At 71.4% G+C, this 20,688-nt stretch carries 18 protein-coding genes; 9 read left to right on the top strand and 9 right to left on the bottom strand.

All coding sequences use genetic code 11. From position 1 onward, the window contains the following. Positions 1 to 111 precede the first annotated feature (111 nt). From ACZ4TO_RS09960 to ACZ4TO_RS09940, 5 genes are all read right to left on the bottom strand, one after another. Positions 112 to 753, bottom strand: a complete 642-nt coding sequence (locus ACZ4TO_RS09960; protein ID WP_467838467.1) for an SIMPL domain-containing protein — start codon at positions 751 to 753, stop codon at positions 112 to 114. A gap of 8 nt (positions 754 to 761) precedes the next feature. Next, on the bottom strand, positions 762 to 1,814 hold the full coding sequence (locus ACZ4TO_RS09955) for an NAD(P)H-dependent flavin oxidoreductase (protein ID WP_468023928.1): 1,053 nt from the start codon (positions 1,812 to 1,814) through the stop codon (positions 762 to 764). Then, on the bottom strand, positions 1,814 to 2,620 hold the full coding sequence (locus tag ACZ4TO_RS09950; RefSeq protein ID WP_468023927.1) for a CoA-transferase subunit beta: 807 nt from the start codon (positions 2,618 to 2,620) through the stop codon (positions 1,814 to 1,816). The genes ACZ4TO_RS09955 and ACZ4TO_RS09950 overlap by 1 nt, the downstream gene beginning before the upstream one ends. A 67-nt stretch (positions 2,621 to 2,687) precedes the next feature. Next, a complete protein-coding gene (locus tag ACZ4TO_RS09945; protein WP_468023926.1) occupies positions 2,688 to 3,554 on the bottom strand; it encodes a CoA transferase subunit A in 867 nt (288 codons plus the stop codon). Continuing rightward, complete coding sequence (locus tag ACZ4TO_RS09940) at positions 3,547 to 4,302, bottom strand: enoyl-CoA hydratase family protein (protein ID WP_468023925.1); 756 nt, start codon at positions 4,300 to 4,302, stop codon at positions 3,547 to 3,549. Before ACZ4TO_RS09940 ends, ACZ4TO_RS09945 begins: the two co-directional genes overlap by 8 nt. A 136-nt stretch (positions 4,303 to 4,438) precedes the next feature. On the opposite strand from ACZ4TO_RS09940, the gene ACZ4TO_RS09935 reads away from it, so the two are divergent. Then, entirely contained in the window at positions 4,439 to 5,215 is a 777-nt protein-coding gene (locus ACZ4TO_RS09935) for an SDR family oxidoreductase (RefSeq protein WP_468023924.1), read from the top strand. Beyond that, the gene (locus ACZ4TO_RS09930; RefSeq protein WP_382796225.1) at positions 5,212 to 6,126 is read left to right on the top strand and encodes an SDR family oxidoreductase; all 915 of its coding nucleotides are present in this window, start codon (positions 5,212 to 5,214) and stop codon (positions 6,124 to 6,126) included. Before ACZ4TO_RS09935 ends, ACZ4TO_RS09930 begins: the two co-directional genes overlap by 4 nt. 33 nt (positions 6,127 to 6,159) lie before the next feature. Here ACZ4TO_RS09930 and ACZ4TO_RS09925 read toward each other — a convergent pair whose 3' ends face one another. Beyond that, positions 6,160 to 6,906 (bottom strand): ankyrin repeat domain-containing protein, encoded by a 747-nt coding sequence (locus tag ACZ4TO_RS09925; RefSeq protein ID WP_468023923.1) that lies wholly within the window; start codon positions 6,904 to 6,906, stop codon positions 6,160 to 6,162. A 151-nt stretch (positions 6,907 to 7,057) separates the two neighbouring features. Continuing rightward, positions 7,058 to 7,951 (bottom strand): hypothetical protein, encoded by an 894-nt coding sequence (locus tag ACZ4TO_RS09920; RefSeq protein ID WP_382796221.1) that lies wholly within the window; start codon positions 7,949 to 7,951, stop codon positions 7,058 to 7,060. Between the two features lie 256 nt (positions 7,952 to 8,207). Here ACZ4TO_RS09920 and ACZ4TO_RS09915 point away from each other — a divergent pair, with 256 nt between their 5' ends. From ACZ4TO_RS09915 to ACZ4TO_RS09895, 5 genes are all read left to right on the top strand, one after another. Then, positions 8,208 to 8,990, top strand: a complete 783-nt coding sequence (locus ACZ4TO_RS09915) for a serine protease (RefSeq protein ID WP_468023922.1) — start codon at positions 8,208 to 8,210, stop codon at positions 8,988 to 8,990. 128 nt (positions 8,991 to 9,118) lie between these two features. Continuing rightward, complete coding sequence (locus tag ACZ4TO_RS09910) at positions 9,119 to 9,460, top strand: chorismate mutase (RefSeq protein WP_382796218.1); 342 nt, start codon at positions 9,119 to 9,121, stop codon at positions 9,458 to 9,460. Between the two features lie 218 nt (positions 9,461 to 9,678). Next, positions 9,679 to 12,171 carry an aminopeptidase N gene (gene pepN, locus ACZ4TO_RS09905; RefSeq protein WP_382796217.1) on the top strand — a complete coding sequence of 831 codons (2,493 nt, stop codon included), beginning with the start codon at positions 9,679 to 9,681 and terminating at the stop codon, positions 12,169 to 12,171. 325 nt (positions 12,172 to 12,496) lie between these two features. Next, complete coding sequence (locus tag ACZ4TO_RS09900) at positions 12,497 to 13,885, top strand: pyridoxal phosphate-dependent decarboxylase family protein (protein WP_468023921.1); 1,389 nt, start codon at positions 12,497 to 12,499, stop codon at positions 13,883 to 13,885. Continuing rightward, a complete protein-coding gene (locus ACZ4TO_RS09895; protein WP_382796214.1) occupies positions 13,882 to 15,321 on the top strand; it encodes a lysine N(6)-hydroxylase/L-ornithine N(5)-oxygenase family protein in 1,440 nt (479 codons plus the stop codon). Before ACZ4TO_RS09900 ends, ACZ4TO_RS09895 begins: the two co-directional genes overlap by 4 nt. Positions 15,322 to 15,473: 152 nt before the next feature. Here the strand turns inward: ACZ4TO_RS09895 and ACZ4TO_RS09890 are convergent, their stop codons facing one another. Further along, complete coding sequence (locus ACZ4TO_RS09890; protein ID WP_382796342.1) at positions 15,474 to 17,279, bottom strand: 5'-nucleotidase C-terminal domain-containing protein; 1,806 nt, start codon at positions 17,277 to 17,279, stop codon at positions 15,474 to 15,476. 139 nt (positions 17,280 to 17,418) lie between these two features. Here ACZ4TO_RS09890 and ACZ4TO_RS09885 point away from each other — a divergent pair, with 139 nt between their 5' ends. Both ACZ4TO_RS09885 and pyk read left to right on the top strand, forming a co-directional pair. After that, positions 17,419 to 18,165: an SIMPL domain-containing protein gene (locus tag ACZ4TO_RS09885; RefSeq protein ID WP_468023920.1), complete on the top strand. Its 747-nt coding sequence runs from the start codon at positions 17,419 to 17,421 to the stop codon at positions 18,163 to 18,165. Between the two features lie 241 nt (positions 18,166 to 18,406). Then, positions 18,407 to 19,843, top strand: a complete 1,437-nt coding sequence (gene pyk, locus ACZ4TO_RS09880; protein ID WP_382796210.1) for a pyruvate kinase — start codon at positions 18,407 to 18,409, stop codon at positions 19,841 to 19,843. A gap of 54 nt (positions 19,844 to 19,897) precedes the next feature. Here pyk and ACZ4TO_RS09875 read toward each other — a convergent pair whose 3' ends face one another. Then, the gene (locus ACZ4TO_RS09875; protein WP_468023919.1) at positions 19,898 to 20,662 is read right to left on the bottom strand and encodes a helix-turn-helix domain-containing protein; all 765 of its coding nucleotides are present in this window, start codon (positions 20,660 to 20,662) and stop codon (positions 19,898 to 19,900) included. Between the last annotated feature and the right edge of the window lie 26 nt (positions 20,663 to 20,688).

Raw genomic sequence — 20,688 nt, 5'->3', positions numbered from 1 at the left:
TGGGGAGCCCCCCCCTCCCCCCCTCCACCTCCCCCCCCCCCCCCCCCCCCCCCCCCCCCCCCCGCCCCCCCCCCCCCCCCCCCCCCCCCCCCCCGCGCCGACGACTACGACTCAGTCGCCCAGTGAGAACCCCAGCAGGACACCGGCGTGGACCTCGACCATGCCCGGGGCCAGGTCACCCTCCGAGCCGCCACCGCCACCGCCGTGACCCCTGTGCCCCTGGAACTCCCAGGACTCGGCGTCCACGTCCTGCAGATGCAGCACCTGGCCCAGCGCGATGCCCGCGGCCTCCGCGTACACCTCGGCCTTGCGGCGGGCCGCGGCGACGGCCCTGCGCCGCGCCTCGTCCCGCATCGCGGGCTTGTCGAGCACGTCGAAGGTGACGTCGTCGACACGGTTGGCGCCGGCGTCGACCATGTCCACGATGAGCTGCTGAAGATCGTCGACCGCCTCGGTCTCGACGGTGTACGACGCCAGGCAGCGGTACCCCAGGAACTTGCGGCCCGCACCGTAGCCGTCGTACTCGGAGTTGAGCTTCAGCTTCGAGCCGGAGACCGACGCGTCCGGTATGCCGTGCCGGCGCACCGCCTCACGCAGCAAGGACACCGCTGTCCCCGCCTTCTGGAAGGCCTCGTCCGGCGAGGGCTCCAGGATGTCGACGGCCAGCTTGATCCGCACCAACTGCGGCTCGGCCCGCACGCTTCCGGCACCGAAGACGCTGAGGCCCCACGGTTGTCTGATCGACTGATTCATCCCGGCATTCAATCACCGTGTTCCGTAAGGGCGTTGAGGGTTTCCCGGGCCTGCGCCATCACCCGGTCGATCAGTTCCGCGCACGACGGGAGGTCCTCGATCACGCCCGCCACCTGGCCCGCCGCCATCACCCCCAGGTCCGTCCGGCCGTCCACCATCGACGCCTTCAGGAGCATCGGGGTGTTGGCGGCGAGCAGGACCTGGCTCCAGGTCAGATCCCTGCCGTGCCTCATGGCCAGACCGTCGCGGATCATCCCCGGCCAGGAGAGCCCGGACAGACGCCGGAACCCGGCGGCCCGGCGCACCGCCCGGACCAGCGTCCCGGCACGCCCCGCCCCCTCCAGCGCCTCGACGAGCTCACTGCGCAGCATGCGGTGCGGCAGCCCGTCCACGGCCGTCGTCACGGTCACGTCCCGCACCGTCGCCGCCAGGTACCTCGCCTTCACCGCGTCGGGCACCGTCGAGTCCGAGGTCAGCAGGAAGCGCGTGCCCATCGCGATGCCCGCCGCCCCGTAGGCCAGCGCCGCCACCAGCCCCCGCCCGTCGTGGAAGCCGCCCGCCGCCACCACCGGGATGTCCACGGCGTCCACCACCTGGGGCAGCAGCACGCTCGTCGCCACCTCCCCGGTGTGGCCGCCGCCCTCGCCGCCCTGCACGATCACCGCGTCGGCACCCCACGCGGCCACCTTCTCCGCGTGCCGCCGCGCCCCGACCGACGGCACGACGACCACCCCCGCCTCCTTCAGCCCGGCGATCAGCTCGCGGGACGGGGCGAGCGCGAACGACGCGACGCGCACACCCTCCTCGACGATGATCCGCACCCGGTCGCCCGCGTCCCCGGCGTCCGCCCGCAGATTCACCCCGAAGGGCCGGTCCGTACGGGACTTGACCTCCCGCACCGCGTCACGGAGCTGATCGAGCGTCATCGTCGCCGAGGCCAGCACACCGAGCGCGCCCGCGTTCGCCGTCGCCGAGACCAGACGGGGCCCCGCCACCCAGCCCATGCCGGTCTGCACGACGGGGTGCCGGATGCCGACGAGCCGGGTCAGGGCCGTCTCCATCAGCGCCCGCCCCCGCCCGGACCGCCCGCCGGGGCGCCCCGCGGATCGGGCACCTCCTGTTCCCGCCGGCCGGCCGGGTCGATCACCGTGCGGATCAGCTCCAGCTCCCGCGCGCTCGGCTCACGGGTGAACGGCACCTCCTCCGGCACGCTCAGCCCGAAACCCGTCGCCTCCTCCACCTGCTCGACGCTCACCCCCGGATGGACGGACACCAGCCGCATCGAGTGGTCCGGCGTCGCGAAGTCGAGGACCGCCAGATCGGTCACCACCCGGGGGAGGCGGTGGAAGCGGGTGGCGCTCGGGCCCGCGGCGGCGGCCCGGTCGTACCCCACCCCGCACACCATGTCGACCCGCTCCACGAACACCCGGGTCGAATGTCTGGGGATCCAGTAACTGGTCGGATTGTTCAGGGTGTTGACCGGAGCTCCGCGCACGCCCAGCAACTGGCGCCGGGGCCGGGACCAGTCGCCGACGCACGCGATGTTCTGATTGCCGAACCGGTCGATCTGGCTCGCGCCCATCATCACGTGCCGCCGTCCGCCGGTCACCGCCGTCAGATGCCTGCGGTACGGCAGCCAGCCCTCCGGGGTGCCGTCGAGACCGACGAGCAGCGCCTCGCCGTCGGTCAGCAGCAGATCCGGCGAGAACGTGTGCCGGGCCAGTCGGGCGCCGATCGACGGGATCAGGCCCATCGGACTGGCGAGCACCTCTCCGTCGCCCCGCCACGCCTCGGCGCACGCGATCACGCAGTACTCGGCTCGGGTGACGCTCACCGCTCCCGCCCCTTCCCGCCCCTTCCCGTCCATCGCTCCCGCTCCCGCCCCGTTCACCGCTCCCACCCCGTCCCGGTCATCGCTCCCGCTGCTTGCCCGTTCACCGCTCCCGCTCCGCCCGCCAGTCCCGCACGGCACTCTGATAGCCGTGCTCCCCGCCGCCGAGGAACCGCTCGGCGAACTCGGCGTACGGCGTGGTCGCGTACAGCTTCTGGAAGGCCTCGTCGCGTCCGTAGTCAGGGACGCACGAGGTGAAGTGCGCCCCGTTCGGCGTCTCCACCACGCCGGTCACCGACGACCGCTGGAGCACCAGCGTCTGCGGCGCCGCCTCCTTGGTCAGCTCCGCCGTGTCGACGATCCGCTCGCAGGAGACGTACGCCGCGTCCGCCGCCTCGCAGAACAGGTCGTCGAAGTACGGGTCGGGGCCCAGATACTGGCCGTTGCCCGCCCGGTCCGCCCGGTTCATGTGGACCAGGGCCGCGTCCAGGCGCAGCGCCGGCATGGCGACGAGCTCCTCCGGGATGCCCGAGACCGGGTCCGGATACGGCGAAGTCACCGTCCGCAGACTCGGATCGACCCGCATCACGTCCGAGCCGAGCCCGGCCCGCACCGGCAGGAACGGCAGCCGGTTCGCCGCCGCGTGCAGCCCCCACATGAACATCGCCTCGTCCACCTCCCTCAGCTCGAACGCGCCACGCTCGCGGGCCGCGCGGTAGTGGGGTTCGAGCGGAACGGAGTCGAGCGTCACGAAGGCGGTCACCAGGGTGCGGATCCGGCCCGCCGCGGCGAGCAGACCGACGTCCGGGCCGCCGTACGACACGACCGTCAGATCGGTGATCTCGCTGTCGAGCAACGCTCTCACCAGGGCCATCGGCTTGCGGCGCGAGCCCCAGCCGCCGATGCCGAGCGTCATCCCGCTCTCCAGCCGGCCGACGACGTCCCGCGCCGACATGGTCTTGTCACTCACCCGGGTCCCCCTTGCCGAAGGTGTCACGGACGCGCGCGGCCACACCGGCGAGCGAGGCCTCGAACGTGAAGCCCTGCTCGAAGCGGTAGCTGCGGCGCACGTCGACGGGATCGATGCCGTTGATCGCGGCCTTGGCGAGCCGGACGAGCTGCCCGTCCTTGGCCGCTATCTCGCGCGCCAGCTCCAGCGCCGCGGACCGCAGCTCCTCGCGCGGCACGACCCGCCACACCGAACCGTGAGCGCGCAGCTCGGCCGCCGTCACCGTCCGCGAGGTGTAGTACAGGACCCGCATCAGATGCGGGGGGACGAGACGGGACAGATGCGTGGCCGCCCCCAGCGCCCCGCGGTCCAGCTCGGGCAGCCCGAAGACCGCGTCCTCGCTCGCCACGATCGCGTCCGCGTTCCCCACGAGCCCGATGCCGCCGCCCAGACAGAAACCGTGCACCGCGGCCACCACGGGCACCTCGCACTCGTACACCGCGGCGAAGGCCTCCGCGCAGCCGCGGTTCGCGCCGATCAGAGCGCCCCCGCCGGTGGGGTCGCGCTGCAGTTCCTTGATGTCGACGCCCGCGTTGAACCCGCGCCCCTCCGCTCCGAGGACCACACAGCGGACCCCCGGGTCGGCGCCCGCCGCGCGCACCGCGTCGGCCAGAGCGAACCAGCCGCGCACCGGCAGCGCGTTCACCGGCGGGAAGTCGACCGTGACGACGGAAATCCCCTTTTCCGGGGACGAGGTGGAGACACCCATGGCCGCATCAGCTACCTTTCCACCAAACGTTTGTTAGGTGTGATGCGAAGCTAGCAGCGATCGCGGCCGCGCGGGAGGCCCTGTGGACAACCCGGACACCACGAACCGGCCCAGCACTTCGGGCCACCCTGACGCCGTGCCCCGGTCCGACGCCTCGCCGGACCTCGACGGCCGGACCGTCGTCGTCACCGGCGGCACCCGAGGCGTCGGGGCGGGCATCACCCGCGCCTTTCAGCGAGCCGGCGCCCACGTCGTGGTCTGCGCCCGACGGCCGCCCGAAATCCCCCTCGGCAAGGCCGACTTCGTCCCCCTCGACCTGCGCGACGCGGCCGCGGTACGCGCCTTCTTCGACGCCCTGCCCCGGCTCGACGTCCTGGTCAACAACGCGGGCGGCACCCCCCACCGCCCGCTCGCAGACGCGGACGCCGAGCGGCACGCCCGGGTCGTCGAGCTCAACCTCATCGCTCCCCTCACCGCGTCGATCGCGGCCCGCGACCACCTCAGACGGACCCGGGGCTCGATCGTGATGATCGGCAGCGTGAGCGGTTCACGCCCCTCGCCCGGCACCGCCGCCTACGGCGCCGCCAAAGCGGGACTGGAGAACCTGGCCCGCTCGATGGCCGTCGAATGGGCGCCGGAGATCCGCGTCAACACCCTGGTCGTCGGCATGGTCCGCACCGAACTCGCCCATCTGCACTACGGCGGCGAGGACGGCCTCGCCGCCGTCGCCCGCACCGTCCCGCTGGGCCGCCTCGCCCGGCCCTCCGACGTCGGCGCCGCCGCCGTCTTCCTCGCCTCCGACGCCGCCGCCTACATCAGCGGCGCCTCCGTCCTCGTCCACGGAGGCGGCGAGCGGCCCGCCTTCCTCGACGCCGCCACCGCCGACAAGGACCGGTCAGGAGAGACACGATGAGCGCACCACTGCTGTGCGAGGGGCGGGTCGTGATCGTCACCGGCGCGGGCCGCGGGCTCGGCAGGGCGCACGCGCTGGCGTACGCGGCCGAGGGCGCCCGGCTCGTGGTCAACGACCTCGGCGTCGGCCTCGACGGCGCCCCCGCGGCGGACAGCCCGGCCCGCCAGGTGGCCGAGGAGATCCGCGCGGCGGGCGGCGAGGCGGTGGCCCACGGCGGCGACATCGCGACGGCCGAGGGCGCCGCGTCCCTCGTCCGCGCCGCGCTGGACACGTACGGGCGTCTCGACACCCTCGTCAACAACGCCGGATTCCTCCGCGACCGCATGCTGGTCAACCTCGACGAGGACGACTGGGACGCCGTGATGCGGGTCCACCTGAAGGGGCACTTCCTGCCGCTCCGGCAGGCGGCGGCGCACTGGCGCGCCGAGGCCAAGGCGGGCCGCACGCCCGACGCCAGGGTCGTCAACACCAGCAGCGGAGCGGGCCTGCTCGGCTCCGTCGGCCAGGGCAACTACAGCGCCGCCAAGGCCGGCATCGTCGCTCTCACACTGGTCGCGGCGGCCGAGATGGAACGCCACGGCATCCAGGTCAACGCCATCGCCCCGGCCGCCCGCACCCGGATGACCGAGCGCGCCTTCGCCGACACGATGACCGCCCCCGACAGCGGATTCGACGCCATGGACCCCGGCAACGTCTCGCCACTGGTCGTCTGGCTCGGATCGGCGGCCAGCGCCGGCGTCACCGGCCGGGTCTTCGAGACCGAGGGCGGCCGCATCACGGTCATGGAGGGCTGGCGGCCGGGCCCGAGCGCCGACAAGGGAGCCCGCCGGACCCCGGCGGAGGCGGGCGAGACGGCCCGTGAACTGCTGACGCGGGCCGCGACTCCGGGCGCGGTGTACGGGGCGCGGTAGGCGCGGTCGTACCGCTCGCGGAGCCGTCCGGGCTCAGTGCCCGGGCCGGGTCGTGCTCGCCTTCAGCAGGGTGACGATCTCCGCGTGACCGGTCTCCAGGTCGTCGCCCGCGAACGGCCTGCCCCGCTCGTCCAGGAGCTGGACCTCGACGGTGACGCCCTCGGGCGACGGATGCCGGTGGGTGACCGACGCGTGGCCGGCGCCGTGCGTGCGGGCCAGGCCCTCCCGCAGCTCGGCCTCGACACCGACGCCGATCAGCCGGCGGGCCTCCGCCAGCGCCTCGCCCCGCGCGCCCGCCCCGTGCGCGAGCAGAGCCCGTACGCAGCCGGCCGAGCCCCGGTGCGCGGCCGTCACCAGCGGGGGCTCGCCCGCGGGCCCGGGCCTGCCGGGGTCCGCGCCCGCCGCGAGGAGCGCTTCCGTGACGGCGGTGTGCCCGCGCCGCAGCGCCCAGGTCAGCGCGGTGAAACCGAACGCCTCCACCGTGTCCGGGTACGCCCCCGCCGCGAGCAGCGCGCGCACCACCTCCGTGTGACCGCCGCAGGCGGCGCCGCACAGGGGAGCGTCCGTGCCCAGGCTGAGCCGGTCGGGCTCGGCACCGGCCGCCAGCAGCAGCCGTACGACTCCGGGGCGGTCGCTCACCGCGGCCAGGTACAGGGCGCTCTGGCCGTCCTCGTCGACCGCCTCCGGGCTCACCCCGGCGCGCAGCAGCCGTACGACCGCGTCCTCGTCCCCCTCGTACACGGCGGGGAAGAGGAGTGCGGTCGGGTCGTTCGTGCTCATCCTTCGACCCTCGCTCGGCACCGACACGCGAGGCAAAGGCTTTCAGGGTGTTCTGCCTCACCCGTCCCGCCCGCCGGTGCCACGAACGGCGCACGCGCGGGGCGGCCGGCAGGCGAGGCTTTGCGGACACGCCCCAGGGCCCGTCCGGCGCCTAGGTGTCGCACTCCAGCACCGTCCGGCACAGCGCGCACCGCGCCCGCACCCGGCCCCGGACCGGCACCCGGATGCGCTGATGGCAGGTCGGGCACGGGAAGGAGACGCGCAGCGGTCCGCGGTCGTCGGGCGCGAACGCGTAGGGGACGCCGGAGTGGTCGGGGATGTGATGGTCCAAGGCGTGCCTGCGGTCCCTGGCGTAGCGGCGGCGGCCCGCCCAGCCGGCCGCGGTCAGCGGGGGCTGCCGTCCGTCCCGCAGGGCCAGTTCCATGCCCTTGGTGTACGCGGTGAACGCCTGCGGGCTGGTGAACCACACCGAGGGGTCCTCGTCGAAGACCAGGGCGCGCTTGGCGAGGACGTAGCCGAACTCCTCGGGAGTCAGATAGCCGAGCTTCTGCGAGGAGGCGCCGTCCTCGCGGTAGGCGTCGAGGAGGAGCCAGCCCGCGCCGAGATAGGCCGCGGCGGTGTCGGTGAGGATCTCGGTGTCGCGGGTGCCGGGGAACGAGAGGTCCAGGCGGTGCAGATAGACGTGCATCACCTCGTGGGCGAGGGCGGCGCCGATGTCCCGGCGATGGGTGCGGAAGCGGTCGTTGAGCTCGATGAAGTACTCGGGCCCCGCCGCGAGTTCGACGTGCGCCGCGTGGGTCATCTCGCGGAAGCCGACGATCATCCGGGCGTCCGGCAGCCGGTAGTGCCGCACCATCTCGCGGGCGACGCGCTGGGCGCCCAGATGCAGGTCGTCGATGTCCGCGAACGCCACGTCGGCGGGCGCCACGCTGGTCGCGAAGGTGTGGACGGTGTCGTACGAGAGCCGCTTGTACAGCGCGGTGACCGATGCCCGCACCGTGTCCAGATGTGGGTAGCCGTGCTCGACCGGTCCGCCGTTCGCCACGCCCGCACCCCCAGAAGACGCCGGAACTCCTCTCCACTGTAGGCGGGGTTCCGCCCGGTGGCGGGGGAGCCGGGCGGCGCAGCGGGGCGGGTGAGGGCTGCGGGAGGCCGCGACTGGCCGGAATGCGGCTCTTGCCCGGTGCCGCGGCGGGTCCCCATAATCCCCACCAGCTTGGCAGGTGCATGCCATGGACGGTTTTCCCGTGCATGTCCCCGCGCGCCCGCCTCGCGGACAACCCCCCACGAAAGGAAGCGCGTTGAAGTCTCCCAGGAAGTACGGCGTCATCAGAAGACTGCTCGCCGTCGCCGCGGTCGCCCTCGCCACCGTGTCCCTCCAGCCGCTGACCGCACACGCCGCACCCGCACCCGTCGTCGGCGGGACACGCGCCGCCCAGGGCGAATTCCCCTTCATGGTCCGCCTCTCCATGGGCTGCGGCGGCGCCCTCTACACCCAGAGCATCGTCCTGACCGCCGCACACTGCGTGAACGGCTCCGGCACCAACACCTCCATCACCGCCACCGCCGGCGTCGTCGACCTCCAGAGCAGCAACGCCGTCAAGGTCAAGTCCACCAAGGTGCTCCAGGCCCCCGGCTACAACGGCAAGGGCAAGGACTGGGCCCTCATCAAACTCGCCAGGCCCATCGCCCTGCCCACCCTGAAGATCGCCACCAACACCGCCTACAACAACGGCAACTTCACCGTCGCCGGCTGGGGCGCCACCCGCGAAGGCGGCGGACAGCAGCGCTACCTCCTCAAGGCCACCGTCCCCTTCGTCGACGACGCCACCTGCCAGCAGGCCTACGGCAGCGACCTCGTCCCCGGCGACGAGATCTGCGCCGGATTCGTCGCCCAGGGCGGCGTCGACACCTGCCAGGGAGACTCCGGCGGACCCATGTTCCGCAAGGACGACACCGGCGCCTACCTCCAGGTCGGCATCGTGAGCTGGGGCGAGGGCTGCGCCGAGCCCGGCTACCCCGGCGTCTACAGCGAGGTCTCGACCTTCGCCGCCGACATAGCCAGGGCGGCTGCCGGACTCTGATCCCGCACGGCCCGTGAAAACGGATCCCGTACGGCCGTGAACGCGGCGCCCGCGACCCCGGTCGCGGGCGACCGCGCACGGCCTCCCCTCAGGACCCGGCCCCCACGAGCCACGTAGGGTTGGCTGTCATGACCACCAGCAAGCCCCAGGAAGCCGGCCCCGACGTCAGCACGGAACTGGCCCGGCTGCGCGACAGCATCGACAACATCGACGCCGCCGTCGTCCACATGCTCGCCGAACGCTTCAAGTGCACCCAGCAGGTCGGCCACCTCAAGGCCGCCCACCAGCTCCCGCCCGCCGACCCCTCCCGCGAGGCCCACCAGATCGCCCGGCTGCGCCGCCTCGCCGAGAGCGCCAAGCTGGATCCGGCCTTCGCGGAGAAGCTGCTCAACTTCATCATCGCCGAGGTCATCCGGCACCACGAGCGCATCGCCGACGACGCCGGCGGCACCTCCGACACGGGGGAGTGACACCGCCGGGGCGCCGTCCCGCCGCCGCGCCGTGACCGCGCCCCGGCCACCGCCCAGCCGCACCGCGACCGGCTCCCGGCCGTGCGACGACCGCTGCCCGGCCGTGCGGCGACCGCCCCACGGCACGCCGCGACCGCGCCCCGCGACCGGAAATGCGCAGAGCGTACATACCGCACCACCCCTGTGTCCCGACCCGCGCCATCGGGCAGCATGGCCTCATGTCCGTACTGACGCGCGACGAAGCGCAGACCCGTGCCAAGCTCCTCGACGTCCACCACTACGGGATCGAACTCGATCTGACAGGAGGGGACGACACCTTCGACTCCCTGACCGTCATCCGGTTCACCGCCCGCACCGACGCGGACACCTTCGTCGAGCTGAAGCCCGCCGAACTGCGCTCCGTCACCCTGGACGGCCGGCCCCTCGACCCCGAGACCCTGGACGAGAACCGGCTGCCCCTCAAGGGACTCACCGCCGGCGAGCACGAACTGCGCGTCGACGCCTCCATGCGCTACTCCCGCACCGGGGAGGGCATGCACCGCTTCACCGACCCCACCGACGGCGAGACCTACCTCTACACCCAGCTCTTCATGGAAGACGTCCAGCGCGTCTTCGCCGCCTTCGACCAGCCCGACCTCAAGTCCGTCTTCGAACTCTCCGTCACCGCCCCCGAAGGCTGGACCGTCCTCGCCAACGGCGTCACCGAACACCTCGGAGACGGCCGCTGGCAGGCCGCCCCCACCCCCCTCATCTCCACCTACCTCGTCGCCGTCGCCGCCGGCCCCTGGCACTCGGTCCGCACCGAACACGCCGGCCTGCCCTTCGGCCTCCACTGCCGCCGCTCGCTGGCCCCCTACCTCGACGCCGACGCCGACGAAATCCTCGACGTCACCCGCGCCTGCTTCGACCGCTACCACGAGAAGTTCGACGAGCCCTACCCCTTCGACTCCTACGACCAGGCGTTCGTCCCCGAGTTCAACGCCGGCGCCATGGAGAACCCCGGACTCGTCACCTTCCGCGACGAATTCGTCTACCGCTCCGCCGTCACCGACACCGAGCGGCAGACCCGCGCCATGGTCATCGCCCACGAGATGGCCCACATGTGGTTCGGCGACCTCGTCACCCTGCGCTGGTGGGACGACATCTGGCTCAACGAGTCCTTCGCCGAGTACATGGGCTACCAGACCCTCACCGAAGCCACCCGCTTCACCGACACCTGGGTCGACTTCGGCGTCGCCCGCAAGTCCTGGGGCTACGACGCCGACCAGCGCCCCTCCACCCACCCCGTCGCCCCCGACCCGGACGCCGTCCCCGACACCGCGTCCGCCATGCTCAACTTCGACGGCATCTCCTACGCCAAGGGCGCCTCCGCCCTGCGCCAGCTCGTCACCTGGCTCGGCGAGAAGGACTTCCTCGCGGGCATCAACACCCACTTCGCCCGCCACAAGTTCGCCAACGCCACCCTCGCCGACTTCATCGACAACCTCGCCTCCGCCACCGAACGCGACGTCCACGCCTGGGCCGACGCCTGGCTGCGCACCACCGGCGTCGACACCCTCCGGCCCGAGATCACCGAAGCCGACGGACAGTGGCACCTCACCGTCGACCACGACGGCAGCCGCCCCCACCGCATCGCCGTCGGCGCCTACGACACCGTCCCCGGCGAGGTCGACCGGCTCGTCCTGCGCGAACGCTTCGAACTCGACGTCCCCCAGGGCGACACCGGCGCCCCCAGGCCCGGCCGCCGCCCCGACCTGCTCCTCCTCAACGACGGCGACCTCACCTACGCCAAGGTCCGCTTCGACGCCAAGTCCTTCCAGACCGTACGAGCCGCCCTCGGAGGCCTCCCCGACGCCCTCACCCGGGCCGTCGTCTGGAACGCCCTGCGCGACGCCGTACGCGACGGCGAACTGCCCGCCGCGGACTACATCGAGACCGCCCGCACCCACCTGCCGCGCGAGACCGACCTCGCCGTCGTCCAGGGCGTCCTGACCTTCGCCGCCGCCCACGTCGCCGACCGCTACCTCAGCCCCGAGCAGCGGCCCATCGCCCTCACCACCCTCACCGACCTGTGCCGCGACCTCATCCGCCGCACCGAGGACGGCTCCCACCCCGGCCTGCGCCTCACCGCCGTACGCCACCTCATCGACGTCGCCGTCCACCCCGACACCATCAGCGCCTGGTTCTCCGAGGGCACCGTCCCCGGCGGCCCCGAACTCGACCCCGAACTGCGCTGGCGCATCCTCGCCCGGCTCAGCGTCCTCGGCGCCGTCGACGACGCCGTCATCGACGCCGAACTCGTCCAGGACCCCAGCGCCACCGGCCAGGAGGGCGCCGCCCGCTGCCGCGCCGCACTGCCCGACCCCCAGGCCAAGCGCGCCGCCTGGGACGCCATGTTCGCCACCGACGACCTCTCCAACTACCTGTTCACCGCCACCGCCCAGGGCTTCTGGCAGCCCGAACAGGCCGACCTCGTCCGCGAGTACGTCGAGCGGTACTGGCCCGACGCCGTGGCCCTCGCCGAACGACGCGGCCCCGCCATCGCCGAAGCCGCCGGCCGCTGGGCCTTCCCCGCCGGCGCCGTCACCCCGGAGACCCTCGCCCTCGGCGAGAACTGCCTGAACGAGGCCGACCCCATCCCGGCCCTGCGCCGCAAGCTCGCCGACCAACTCGACGACCTCGCCCGCGCACTGCGGGTACGACAGGCCTAGCCACCGGACCCGGCACCGACCCGGGCCCACCCCAGCGAACCCGGACGCCGGACGCCGCCCCACGCGGCGATCCGGCGTCCGGCGTCTCCGGTCCCGCGCCGCGGTCGGGCGTCCGGCGTCTCCCCTGCCCGCGCAGCGGTTCGGGGCCCGGTGTCCCCCCTCCCGCGCGCGACGATCCGGCGTCCGGCGTCTCCGGTCCCGTTCACACAAATCCTCCGTACGGCAGTACCCCCGCCGGGGCCGAATCGTTCTCCTTGGCGGGCGCACCTGCCCAAAACACGTACACGCCGGGAAGGACCCGCCGCACGTCCATCGGAGGACACCCATGAGCACGCCGCCCCTCGCCTCAGGCCCCGAAGGCCCCGACGCACTGCGGCCGTTGCTCGACACCGTCCTGCACGCGCTCGCCGAAGGCAGCGCCGCCCGCGGAGGGCCCCTCCCCGCCGGAGGCCCCGAACGCGTCGCCGAACGCCTGCGCGCAGCCCTCGGCGACCCCCTGCCCCCGCACGGCACCCCCGACGCCCTGCACACCCTCGTCCGCGCCCTCGCCGAAGGCGCCGCCGACCCCGCCGACCCCCTGTGCGCGGCCCACCTGCACTGCCCGCCCCTCGCCGTCGCCACCGCCGCCGACCTCGCGGCCTCCGCTCTCAACCCGTCCCTCGACTCCTGGGACCAGGCCCCCGCCGCATCCGAACTCGAAGCGGTCCTCACCCGGACCCTCGCCCACCTCGTCTACGGCGACCCGGACACCGCACCCACCCCGGACGCACACAGCGACGCCCTCATCACCACCGGCGGCACCGAATCCAACCAACTCGCCCTCCTCCTCGCCCGCGAGAAACACCACGGCATCCAACTCGTCTGCGCGGCCGGCGCCCACCACTCCCTCCAGCGCGCCGCCTGGCTCCTCGGGCTGCCCGAACCCGTCGTCCTCCCCTCACCCGCCGGCACCCTCGACCCCGCCGCCCTCGACAGCGCCCTCACCGAACTGCGCGGCCCCCACCTCGTCGCCGCCACCGCCGGCACCACCGACGCCGGACTCATCGACCCACTGCCCGAGATCGCCGACCTCTGCGCCACCCACGGCGCCCGCCTCCACATCGACGCCGCCTACGGCGGAGGCCTCCTCTTCAGCGACCGGCACCGCCCCAAACTCGACGGACTCACCCGCGCCGACACCGTCACCCTCGACCTGCACAAACTCGGCTGGCAACCCGTCGCCGCCGGACTCCTCGCCGTACGCGACCCCACCGACCTCACCCCCCTCGGCCACCGCGCCGACTACCTCAACGCCGACGACGACACCGAAGCCGGCCACCCCGACCTCCTCGGCCGCTCCCTGCGCACCACCCGCCGCCCCGACATCCTCAAGATCGCCGTCACCCTCAAGACCCTCGGACGCCACGGCATCGGAAACCTCGTCGACCAGGTCTGCGCCCACGCCCACGAACTCGCCGACCTCGTCGCCGCCCACCCCGGCCTCGAGCTCTACGACCACCCCGTCATCAGCACGGTTCTCTTCCGGCCCGAAGGCGCCACCGACGACACCGTCGCCGCCGTACGCCGCACCCTCCTCGACCAAGGCCGCGCCGTCCTCGGCCGCGCCACCCTCGACGGCCGCCGCTGGCTCAAAGCCACCCTCCTCAACCCCCACACCCGGCCCGGCGACCTGGCCACGCTCCTGAAACTGGTGGAAGGACACACACCCCGATGAGACCGACACCCCAGCCCCAGCGCCCCACCGCCGAAACCCCCCGCGACCTCGTCGGCATCGGCATCGGCCCCTTCAACCTCTCCCTCGCCGCCCTCGCCCACCCCCTCACCGAACTCGACACCGTCTTCTACGAACAACGCCCCGGCTTCGACTGGCACCCCGGCCTCCTCATCGACGGCGCCACCCTCCAAGTCCCCTTCCTCGCCGACCTCGTCACCCTCGCCCACCCCACCAGCCCCTGGTCCTTCCTCAACTACCTCAAGGACCGCGACCGCCTCTTCCCCTTCTACTTCGCCGAGCGCTTCCACATCCAACGCGCCGAATACGACGCCTACTGCCGCTGGGTCGCCGACAACCTCCCCGGACTCCGCTTCGCCCACCAGGTCGACACCGTCCGCTGGAACCCCGAACACGACCTCTTCGAAGTCGACTTCACCCGCCTCGACGCCCACGGCCAGGCACAGGCCCTCGGCCGCACCCACACCCGCAACATCGTCCTCGGCGTCGGCACCGCCCCCCACATCCCCGAACCCCTCAAACCACTCGTCGAAGCCCCCGACGCACCCGTCATCCACGCCGCCGACTACCTCAAACACCGCGACCGATTCCTCACCGCCGACCACATCACCGTCATCGGCGCCGGCCAGTCCGGAGCCGAGGTCTTCCTCGACCTCCTCCGCAACCGCCCCACCGGAAAAGAAAAGATCCACTGGCTCGCCCGCACCGAGGCCTTCGCCCCCATGGAGTACTCCAAACTCGGCCTCGAACACTTCACCCCCGACTACACCCGCTACTTCCACGCCCTCACCGAACCCGTCCGCGACCGCCTCCTCGCCGCGCAGTGGCAACTCCACAAGGGCATCGACGCCGACACCATCGCCGCCATCCACGACGAGCTCTACCGCCGCACCCTCCACGGCGGCTGGCCCGACGCCGTCCTCACCCCCGCCGTCACCGTCCGCACCGCCGGACGCATCGCCACCACCAAGATCGAACTCCACCTCGAACACGTCCAGCAGGGCACCCGCTCCCGCCTCACCACCAACGCCGTCGTCCTCGCCACCGGCTACCGCGAACGCCCCATCGCCCCCCTCCTCGCCGGACTCGACCCCTACCTCCGCCGCGACAACGCCGCACGCCCCGACATCGACGACCAGTTCCGCCTCGTCCTCGACCCCACCGTCACCGGCCGCGTCTACGTCCAGAACGCCGAACTCCACACCCACGGCGTCGGCACCCCCGACCTCGGCCTCGCCGCCTGGCGCAGCGCGACCATCCTCAACTCCCTCACCGGCAAAGACCCCTACCCGCTCCCCGGCCGCACCGCCTTCACCACCTTCGGTCTCGAACACACCCCCCGCGTCCCCGCCGCCCGCCAGGAACCCCGACCCCTCACCCGCCTCGTCCCGCTCATCCCCCTCGTCGAAGGGCGATGAGGCCCACCCCCACATCCCCTCATCGGACGAGCCCCGCCCAACGGTTCACACACCGGCCCGAAATCCCCGGACCACCCCCGCCACCCGCCCAAGACAAACGGCGCCGACGCGAAAGAACCGCGCCGACGCCGCACACCTGAACCAAGAACGCCCTAGAACACGGGCACACCCTCACGCGTCAACTTCCAGTCCACCGACGCGAAGTCCTTCGGGTCCAGCACACCCTTCGCCGTGACCCACTCCGCGATCCGCGTCCGGATCTCCGTCGACTCCGACCACACCTCGGTCGCCGTGGCGACATGCGGGAACGCGCCACCACCATTGGCACGGTAGTTGTTCACCGCGAACACGAACTGCTGAGCATCGGCCAACGGCGCACCCTGGTACGTCAGATTCTTGATCCGCGAACCCTCCGCCTGCGCGATGTCGATGTCGTACTGAAGACCCGACACATAGTCGTAGTTGTAGTCCGGGCGACCGTTCGCGTTCGTCAGCTTCTCCGTGTCGACCACCGCACCCACGGCCGTCTGCACGAAATAGTTCGCCGAGTACTCCAGGTACGCACGGACCTGCGCACCCGTCAGCACCTTCGCCACCAGCGTGTTGTCGTACACGTACAGACTCGACAGATCCCGGATCGTCACATCACCGGCCGGGATCTCCGACGTCCGCGAGAACGGCGAAGCCTGCGCGATCACCGGCAACGACGCGTACTGCGTCCCCACCAGCGCCGCCCGCACCACATCCTCCTGGACCTTCGTGATCAGATCGATGATCGGAGCGTCCTTGTAACGCGCCTCCACCGTCGTCAGCGTGTCCGTCGCCGTACCCACCACCTGGTTGACGTACGCCACCACCAGATCGTGCTCGTCCTTCAGCAGCCGCGTGATCTTCGGGTCGTCCGCCACCGAGTTCGTGTTGCGCACCGAAGCCGCCACCGACTCGACCCGCCAACGCCCCTTCTCGAAGACCAGCCCGAAGTCGAACACCGACAACCGCTCCGCGAACGCCAACGGCTCCGACAGCACCACCGTCTTGCCCGTCGCCGTGTTCGTGACCTTCAGCTCCGGGATCTCCAGGTGCGCGTGACCCACCAGGATCGCGTCGATCCCCGGCACCTGCTGCGCCACCAGCGCCGCCGAGTTCTCCACGTACGGCACCTGATCACCGTACGACGACGTACCCGACGTACCCGAATGCGCCGACACGACCACCACGTCCGCACCCATCGACCGAAGCTTCGGCACCCACTTCGCCGCCTGCTCCTCAAGACCCGGGAACGTCAACTTCCCCTGCACATAGGCCTTGTCCCAGATCGCGATACCCGGATTCGTCAGCCCCAGCACCGCCACCTTCACCGGCGGAGCCCCATGAACACGGAACTCCTTCATGAAGTACGGCGGAAACGCCGGCTTCAGCGTCTTCGCGTCCAGCGCGTTCGCACCCAGCAACGGGAAACGGCACTGCGACTCGAACTTCCGCAGCGTCTCGATCCCGTAGTTGAACTCGTGGTTCCCCAGCGCCACCGCGTCATAGCCGATCGCGTTCATCGCCTGCGCCATCGGATGCACCGGACCACCCTTGGCGGTGATCGGATCCACCTTCGCGTAGTAATACGTCAACGGAGTGCCCTGGATCGTGTCACCCGCGTCCAGCAGCAACGTGTTGCAACGCCCCTTCTCCGCACGGATCTCGTTCACCAGCGTCGAGATCCGCGCCAGACCCTGCGCGTTGCCCGCCTTGTCCGAGTACTCCGCGTCCTTGAAGTAGTCCCAGTTGAAGACATGACCGTGCAGATCGGTCGTCCCCATCACCGTCAGCTCGTACCGCTTCACCGGCCGGCCCCCCTTCGACCCCTCCGCGGCCTGCGCCACCGGAGCCGCACCCACACCCGCGAGCGCCACCCCCGCACCGGTCACGGCGGACTCCTTCAGAAACTTCCGGCGATTCAACGGCATGGCACGAACTCCTCGTGGACGGGGGTGACGACGCGCGTAGATTCTGGCCCAACACCCGCCCCCGCAAAAGACCCTGGAGGTTTCCATCTGATGGCCGGACGACACCGCCCACCCCCCACCCAGTGACAGAGTGGGACGTATGACCCCCGACACCGGCCCCACCGACCGGCACACCCCGGCCACCACCCCCACCCCACCCGCCGTCCCCTACGGCACCCCTGACACACCCCGCATCGCCGTCCGCGGCGAAGCCCACCTCGAAGTCGACCCCGAACTCGCCCGCATCACCATCACCGTCACCGCCCGCGGCAAAGACCGCCGCCAGACCCTCACCGACCTCACCCACCGCAACGCCCGCGCCCTCGACCTCGTCAAAACCCACGGCGACGCGGTCGAACGCCTCGAGACCAGCGCCCTCACCATCACCCCCGAACTCGGCCGGCACAGCCGCGGCGAACGCACCCGCACCCACCACGGACTCGTCCACATCACCGCCCAACTGAACGACTTCACCGCACTCGGCGAACTCACCACCGCCCTCGCCGACCTCGACCTCACCCGCGTCGACGGCCCCTGGTGGACCCTGCGCCCCGACTCCCCGGCCCACCGCGCGGCACGTCGGCAAGCCGTCCACGAAGCCGTCCAGCGCGCCCGCGAATACGCCGAAGCCCTCGACACCACCCTCACCGCCCTCGTCGAACTCGCCGACACCGGCACCGACGACACCCACCCCCGCGTCCCCCAGACCACCCGCGCGCTCAGCCGCGCCGCCTACGGCGCCGCCCCCACCGAGGACGAACCCGCACCCCTCGACCTCGAACCCCAACGCCAGCACGTCCACGCCCAGGTCGTCGCCCGCTTCACCATGGCGCCACCACGGCTCTAGCCCCACCTGACAGCATCACGGAACGTCACCACACGACTCTTCCGCGCACCCACCCCACAGCCCGGCGCACACTGGACGGGCACAGGTCGAAGAAGGCGCCGACCGCACCGGGCATCACGCTCCGCTCATCGGAGCGGTGCGGCGCACAATTCAACAGTTGTCAATAACCCTTCACGCAAAGGTTGTTGAGTAGTCATGCGCGACCAATTCTCTACCGACCGGTAAGGCCTAGGCTCGAATCATGCGCCGAGCGAAAATCGTCTGCACACTGGGCCCCGCAACCGACTCATACGACCAGATCAAAGCCCTGGTCGAAGCCGGAATGGACGTAGCCCGCTTCAACCTCAGCCACGGCACCCACGCCGACCACGAAGAGCGCTACCGGCACGTCCGGAAAGCCTCCGACGAAACCGGCCGCAGCGTCGGAATCCTCGGCGACCTTCAAGGCCCGAAGATCCGCCTCGGCCGCTTCACCGAAGGACCCGTACTCCTTGAACGCGGGGACACCTTCACCATCACCGTCGAAGAAGGCGCCCAAGGAGACCGCGAATCCTGCGGAACCACCTACGACGGCCTCGCCACCGACGTCACTCCCGGTGAACGCGTCCTCGTCGACGACGGAAAGGTCTGCCTCGAAGTCACCTCCGTCGACGGCCCCCGCGTCCACACCACCGTCATCGAAGGCGGCATGGTCTCCGACCACAAGGGCCTCAACCTCCCCGGCGTCGCCGTCTCCGTACCCGCCCTCTCCGACAAGGACGAGGACGACCTCCGCTGGGCCCTGCGCACCGGCTTCGACGTCATCGCCCTCTCGTTCGTCCGCAGCGGCAAGGACATCCAGGACGTCCACCGCATCATGGACGAAGAAGGCCGACGCCTCCCCGTCATCGCCAAGGTCGAAAAGCCCCAGGCCGTCGACAACATCGACGACATCGTCGCCGCATTCGACGGCATCATGGTCGCCCGCGGCGACCTCGGTGTCGAAATGCCGCTCGAACAGGTGCCCATCGTCCAGAAGCGCGCCATCAAACTCGCCAAACGCAATGCCAAGCCGGTCATCGTCGCCACCCAGATGCTCGACTCGATGATCGACAATTCCCGCCCCACCCGCGCCGAGGCCTCCGACGTCGCCAACGCCGTCATCGACGGCACCGACGCCGTGATGCTCTCCGGCGAGACCAGCGTCGGCAAATACCCCATCGAGACGGTCAGGACGATGAGCCGCATCGTCGAAGCCGCCGAGGAGGACATCCTCGCCAAGGGACTGCCCCCGCTGACCGAACGCAACAAACCCCGCACCCAGGGCGGCGCCGTCGCCCGAGCCGCGGCGGAGATGGGCGACTTCCTCGGCGCCAAGTTCCTCGTCGCCTTCACCCAGTCCGGCGACACCGTCCGCCGCCTCTCCCGCTACCGCTCGCCCATCCCCCTCCTCGCCTTCACCCCCACCCCCGCCACCCGCTCCCAGCTCAACCTCACCTGGGGTGTCGAGACCTTCCTCGGCCCGCACGTCGACTCCACCGACGCCATGGTCGACCAGGTCGACGAACTCCTCCTCAAGTACGGCCGCTGCAACAAGGGCGACATCGTCGTGATCACCGCCGGCTCCCCGCCCGGAGTCTCCGGCTCCACGAACCTGGTCCGCGTCCACCACGTGGGCGAGGACGACAGCCCCAAGTAGCACCGCACCACGCCCGACGGGCCCCTCCTGAGCCGCCCGCGGGGCCCTTTCTGGTCAGTACTTGGGGCCGACGTGGACGTCCATGAGGGCTACGGAGGCTTTGCGGGCGACGGAGATGTTGCGGGAGTTCGGCTGCCTCCAGTCGACGCCGACCGCGTCGAGAGTATCGGTGAAGAGGCGCATGATGTCGGGCGACTTGTTGGTGAAGAAGTACCGGGGGTACTCGTAGCGCTTCGTCTCCCCGGCGACGAGGCGGGTCGTCCAGTTGGTGATGCGGCAGCCGTCCGAGTGGATGAGACCCCGGACGAACTCCCAGGGGTGGGCGTCGACGATCTCCTGCTGCCAGGGTTCGAGCACGATCGGCCGCTCGTGCTTCTTGCCGGGGCCGTGCTGGGGAAACAGGCAGGGCCAGTGCTTGCTGTAGCAGGTGACGTACTGGCAACCCTGCCGCTGCACGCGGAACACCTTGTTGTCGGGGCGCAGCGACCGTACTGCCGACGCGCAGGCGTCGATCAGACCGGGCCAGGCGTCGGCGCACGCGATGCGGAGAAAGTGGACGCCTCTCCGGAAGGAGCTGATGCAGCCGTCGCCGAGGTAGAGGCCCAGCAAGTAGGCGTACGCGGCGGGATCGTCAGGATCCTCGGGGGTGGTGCGGCACCTTGGGCAGGGCCTGCCGCGGTTGCCTTCGAGGGGCTTGATGCGCACTTGCCATGAACGGATCGCGGCTCGGGAAATCCCGGTCTCTTTGCTGACCGAGTTCAGGCTGCGTCCTTGGTTCAGTAGTGCCAGCGCTTGCTTGCGTGTGCCAATGTCGTACATATGGTCACTCTGCGTTCGCGGCATCG

This window comes from Streptomyces sp. NPDC028298 (assembly GCF_055565895.1).
The sequence above is the reverse complement of the archived record's forward strand: the minus strand, read 5'-3'. Positions and strand labels throughout refer to the sequence as shown.